Source organism: Bradyrhizobium erythrophlei, assembly GCF_042430365.1.
Taxonomy (GTDB): Bacteria; Pseudomonadota; Alphaproteobacteria; order Rhizobiales; family Xanthobacteraceae; genus Bradyrhizobium; species Bradyrhizobium erythrophlei.
In genome coordinates, this window is the sequence record NZ_JBHMET010000052.1 from 1 (window position 1) to 5,161 (window position 5,161).

At 62.6% G+C, this 5,161-nt stretch carries 5 protein-coding genes and 1 pseudogene; 3 read left to right on the forward strand and 3 right to left on the reverse strand.

Translation table 11 applies throughout. From position 1 onward, the window contains the following. Positions 1 to 228: 228 nt before the first annotated feature. Entirely contained in the window at positions 229 to 918 is a 690-nt protein-coding gene (locus tag ACFFWD_RS08770; protein WP_376963721.1) for a DUF938 domain-containing protein, read from the forward strand. Between the two features lie 112 nt (positions 919 to 1,030). Here ACFFWD_RS08770 and ACFFWD_RS08775 read toward each other — a convergent pair whose 3' ends face one another. Further along, positions 1,031 to 1,903: a protein-L-isoaspartate O-methyltransferase family protein gene (locus tag ACFFWD_RS08775; RefSeq protein ID WP_376963724.1), complete on the reverse strand. Its 873-nt coding sequence runs from the start codon at positions 1,901 to 1,903 to the stop codon at positions 1,031 to 1,033. Between the two features lie 84 nt (positions 1,904 to 1,987). On the opposite strand from ACFFWD_RS08775, the gene ACFFWD_RS08780 reads away from it, so the two are divergent. Beyond that, on the forward strand, positions 1,988 to 2,479 hold the full coding sequence (locus ACFFWD_RS08780) for a type II toxin-antitoxin system HicB family antitoxin (protein ID WP_376963727.1): 492 nt from the start codon (positions 1,988 to 1,990) through the stop codon (positions 2,477 to 2,479). A 45-nt stretch (positions 2,480 to 2,524) separates the two neighbouring features. Here the strand turns inward: ACFFWD_RS08780 and ACFFWD_RS08785 are convergent, their stop codons facing one another. Next, positions 2,525 to 3,406, reverse strand: a complete 882-nt coding sequence (locus ACFFWD_RS08785) for an AraC family transcriptional regulator (RefSeq protein ID WP_376963730.1) — start codon at positions 3,404 to 3,406, stop codon at positions 2,525 to 2,527. Next, complete coding sequence (locus tag ACFFWD_RS08790) at positions 3,403 to 4,239, reverse strand: alpha/beta fold hydrolase (protein ID WP_376963733.1); 837 nt, start codon at positions 4,237 to 4,239, stop codon at positions 3,403 to 3,405. Before ACFFWD_RS08790 ends, ACFFWD_RS08785 begins: the two co-directional genes overlap by 4 nt. Before the next feature lie 327 nt (positions 4,240 to 4,566). On the opposite strand from ACFFWD_RS08790, the pseudogene ACFFWD_RS08795 reads away from it, so the two are divergent. Next, positions 4,567 to 4,701: pseudogene (locus ACFFWD_RS08795) on the forward strand (transposase); the annotation flags it as partial. Positions 4,702 to 5,161: the final 460 nt, after the last annotated feature.

Below are 5,161 nucleotides of genomic sequence, written 5' to 3' on the forward strand. Positions count from 1 at the left end.
TGCGCCAGCCATCGGCTACACTTCCTTGCCGAGCTACCAAAACAATCACATCCTCTGAGGTGGCCGCTTCTTCAGCGGCCCTCGAAGGGCGACGGCCACCAGCGGGGCCGTGCATCCTCCGAGGCTCGCTTCGCGAGCGCCTCAGGATGACGGGCTGGGTTGGAGTGCCGGTTCCGCTTTTGCCGATTGCGTCGGCACGGTCTACATACGGCTGACAGGGAGATTGCGGTGGCGGAATTTTTGGTCGAGTTCGGCAAGGACGGCGGGCCGGTCGCGGCGCACGGGCGGCTCGATGCGGCCGCGTTCCACCGCAACCATCAGCCGATCTGGGCGGTCCTGAAAGGTTTTCTGGCCGGCCGGTCTGGCGACGTGCTGGAGGCCGGCAGCGGCACCGGCCAGCATGTGGTGTATTTCGCCCGCCAGGCGCCCGACATCATTTGGTGGCCGAGCGATCTCCATGCCGCGCATCTGCGCAGCATCGCGGCCTGGCGTGCAGAGGCCGGCCTCGCCAATATCCAGCCGCCGCAGCGGATCGATCTGTCGGAACCCGCCTGGTCGGTGGCGCCGCCGGATGGCCGCGGTCCGGACAAGCTGCTCGCGATCTTCTGCGCCAATGTGATCCACATCGCACCGTGGCGCGTCGCCGAGGGCCTGTTCGCCGGCGCCGGGCGCCTTTTGCGTCCCGACGGACGGCTGTTCCTCTATGGCCCGTTCAAGCGCGGCGGCAAGCATACGGCGCTCAGCAACGCGGTGTTCGACACCATCCTGCGCGAGCGTGACGCCGAATGGGCCGTGCGCGATATCGCCGATCTCGAGAAGCTCGCGGAAAGCGTCGGCCTGAAGCTCGCCGGCACGTTCGAGATGCCGGCCAACAACATGATCCTGATGTTCGAGCGAAAGGACGGCCCACAATCGTAAGGTGGACTAGCCGACTGCGTCCGCGCTCGCTCAACTGACGCGGAAGGCGTGATCCACCGCTGTCGCGTGTCGCGAATGGTGGCGGGTTACGCTCCGCTGACCCGCCTACGTATCAGTCACAGGCGAGGCACCAGCCATCGCCGCGCAGCCAGCAGCGCGCGTCGGGAATCTCCTGATGGCGATAAAGCCGCGTCACGTTCTGCCAGCCGCCGCGGGCGAAGGCGTCGGCCAAAGCCTTTTCCGACGCCTCGTCGCGGCCACCGTCGCAGGGAATGATCGCGACCGGTGAGATCCAGGCAGCCTGATAGTCTGGTCCGTCGCGCCGGATCCGGAACACGGCGCCGGATTGTGCCATCTGATCCGGCGCGCCGCCCCTGAATCCCTCATCCGACGTCATCGGCAGAATCAGGCGACCGCCATCGGCAAGACCGTCAAGCCAACGCGCGGCGGGTCGGGTGCAGCCGGCATTGACATAGACCACGTCGGCTGGATCGAACGCCACAAGCGTGCCGTCGCCCGCGATGATCTCGACATTTGTGTAGGGCGCAAGATTAGCACGAGCGCGCGCAGCAAGGTCCGGATCATATTCGATGCCTGTCACGCGACCGGACGGTCCGACCAGGTGCGCGAGGATCGCCGTGTAGTAACCGGTGCCTGTTCCGATATGCACCACATGCTCACCGGCGGCAGGCGAGGCCTGGTGCATGAGATAGGCGTGCAGCGACGGCTGCCCGTTGTTGAGACGGCGCTCGGGAAGCAGCGCGACCAGATCGTTGGTGTAGAGATAGGCGGGATCGGCCTCGGGCGTCGGCACATAGTCGCGGCTCCCCCACCGCAGCATCATCCACGGCCCGGGGCCGACAAACTCCTCGCGGGGAACGGCGGCGAACGCCGCGGCGAGGGGCTCGTTGCTGACGTTTGCGGCGGCCAGGATCTGCTTGGCATAGGCTGCGCGGATGACGCGGAGCTCGGCTTGCGGGTCCATTCTCGGCGCTCCCAGCCATCGACTGATGTGTGATTTGACACACTCACGTGTGTTAAATAGCATACCTCAACGACGGAGGCCAGAATGAAGAGACGGCTTTATCCGGCAGTGCTGGAGCGCGGGCCCCGCGGCGCGTTCGGGGCCTGGTTCCCCGACTTTCCCGGCTGCGTCGCTGCCGGCAGATCGCAGGAAGAGGCGATCGAGCGCGCGGAAGCCGCGCTGGCGCAGGCGGTGGACGGCTGGGCCGAGCAGGGTCGCACGCTGCCGGAGCCGACGCCGATCGAGCGCATCGAGCCGCCGAAGGGCTCCGACATCGCGGCCTTCTTCATGGTCGGCGTCGATCCACCTGATCCGTCGGAGCGCGTGAACGTCTATTTGCCGAAGAGCCTGATTGCGCGGATAGACAAGCGCGCCGCCGAACTCGGCATGAGCCGCTCCAGCCTGTTCGGCTTCGCCGCCACGCTCGCGCTCGAATGGCGCCTTCCGCCGCCCGGCCTCGCCGCGCCGCGCTCGAAGGTTCACAAGACTGGCGCGCTGCGCGCCGAAAAACGACCGGGCAAGAAACCCGCGCGATAGGGCGATGCCGGTGCGTTTCATTTGCAGGGCGAATTAGGCAGTGCGCTATTTCACCGGCACAAACAGTTCCGCGACCGCCTCATGCTCCGGCACTTCCGCGAAGAAGCCCAGCCGCTGGCAATAGATCGGGAAGTCGCGTGCTTCCTCGCCGCCGGCCGGAAGCCAGTCGCGATAAAGGTAGAGCGCGGCGGGCTCCAGATTGTCGGTGTTGCCGACGACGCGCAGCACCGCGCAGCGTCCGCCAGGGATCTCGCCGGCTTTGATCTGCTCGCCGTTCGCCTCGATCGGTTGGCCGGTCCCGACGCAAAGGTCCACGCTATAATCGGCAGGCGACGCGGGACGCCGCTCGGAACGCCAGACAGTGAAGGTCGGACTTGTCTTGGGGTGCAGGCCAGCGGCCGTGCGCCACGCGATGAACCGCTGGATGGTGGCGCCGAGCGTCGCCGGGTCGCCCCGATGCTCCATGATCGCCACCGGCGTGGGGGACACATCGCGGATCGTCACGTCGTCAGTGGTAAAAGTCTTCCGCATGAGCTTGCTCCTCGCGTTGTCGAGAGGTCCGAAGGCCGCAAGCCACGGCTCCCAGTCGGGAGATTCCCGGAACGACGAAGGCGATTGCCCGAACCGTTGCCGAAAGGCGCGGGCGAAGGCATCCGGTGCATCGTAACCCGCATCCATCGCTATGTCCGTGACGCTTTGGGCGTCCATGTAGGCCAGCTGGTGCGAAGCGCGCTTCATACGGGCAAGCTGGACATAGCGATGCACAGATAACCCGAAGGTCGCCTTAAACTGCCGGTGGAAATGAAACTTCGAGAAGGCCGCAACATCGCTCAGCGTTTCCAGGTCCAGATCACTGCCAAGATGCCGGTCGATGTAGTCCAGCACTCGCTGCATCCGGGCATGGTAGTTTTGAAGCGCTGCCTTCATCGTCCTTCCTCTGTGGCGGCTCCAGCTAGTTGTTCGGCCGCTGATTGCAACTTGCTGTCTGGCCCATCAAGGAATCGCAGGGCCGTTGAGGTGAATGGAACGATGGGATCATAAATAGGAGCGTGCTCGCCGCCGGGAATAATCCATAACGCGGCATCCGGAATAGAACGGTAGATGCTTACAGCAATTTCAACGGGAAAAAAGCGGTCGCGATCAGCGTGCACAACAAGCGTACGAGCTGTAATGGTTGATAGATCTTGTGCGGTGAAATTCATATCGTCATGGTTTTCGCCCAGCGCGTTGAACTGTTCGATCAGTTGACCGATCTGTTCGTCACCGCGTTTTGCGCACTCCCGATACATTTCTTGAACTTGTTGGGGCATGACGTCGAACGAAGCTCTGCGCATGATAACCCTTGCCTGATCCGGGAAATGGGTAGTTGCACTGATTAATACCATTGAGTCGATGCGCTTCGGTTGGCTCGTTGCCATGTGCAGTAGCGTCATCCCGCCGGAACTGATGCCCATAGCCGAGAAGTGACCAACCCCCAGCTTTTCAAGCAAGAGGAACACGTCATTGGCCGCTTCCCGATGTGTGAACTTGTTCTCGGGATTGGTGGAGTGACCATGGCCACGCAGATCCACGACGATCAGGCGATGGTGCTCTGAGAGCTCGGCGGCAAAGGGAAGCCAGTTCTGTACACAACCGCCAAACCCATGCAGGAGTACCAGAGGCTTTCCGACTCCGTACTCCTCGTAGTACATCTCAATGTAGTTGATTTGAACGGTATGCCCGCGAGTGGTTGTCTGTTTGGGAGCGTACGTCGTTGTCATGGGTGTGTCTCTCAAATGCGCGATGAGGTGACCAGCGGCCTACAGGCCCATCGAAATGAAACTTCGAAAAGACCGCGCCACCGGTCGCCGTTTCCAGGTCCAGATCACTGTCGAGATGCCGGTCGATGTCGTCCAGCACCCGCCGTGGCGGCTCCAACTAGTCGCTAATCGCTATAACGTGCTCGACCGATCTTGCGGTTTTGTCACGGGTCGCAGAACATCGCCAAGGACCGTTTAGGGGCACGCCCAATTTATGGACGAGCGGCGAAAAGGGGCGCTTGCGGCTGGTGGCTTTCATATCGTGCCGAACTCTGATTCAAGCTCAAAATGAGCCGATATGACCTGACCGAGTTCGAATGGCGCGTAATCTAGCCGCTGCTGCCCAACAAGCCGAGAGGCCTGCCCCGTGTCGATGATCGGCGCGTGCTAAACGGCATATTTTCGGTGCTTCGATCGGGGAGCACCCTCCCTACGCACTCACGCTTGCCGGGCGAGTTTTCCTTCCCGGAAACGGTGCCGCCGTTAGCGCTGATTTGCCCGACGGCGCAAGCCCTTGAATGAAAAATATTTCGGTTTTCCAGCAGAGCAAATCAGGCTAATAATCCGCCTGTCTCGCCCGGATGAGGGGCGGCTCGCGATCGTCACGAACGTGGTGTGGGATGCGGTGGACGCTGGATGCGCGACAGACGAGTGCGCGTGGATAGCGGACGGTGAAGTCGTGTGGTCCTGACGCCCCAGTGGCAGGTGTTGATTTCGCAAGAGGCCAAGGTCTCTCGCGGATGACGGTGACAAACAAGCCCGGTCTCGCCGAGGAGAGCACGAAATAAGCCGTAACCCATCGCGCAGGGAAAGCCGGGATTGATCCGGTTACACCTGTGGTCCTACCCCCGTGCTTTTTGTTGCACGGGACCCATGGGTGCGA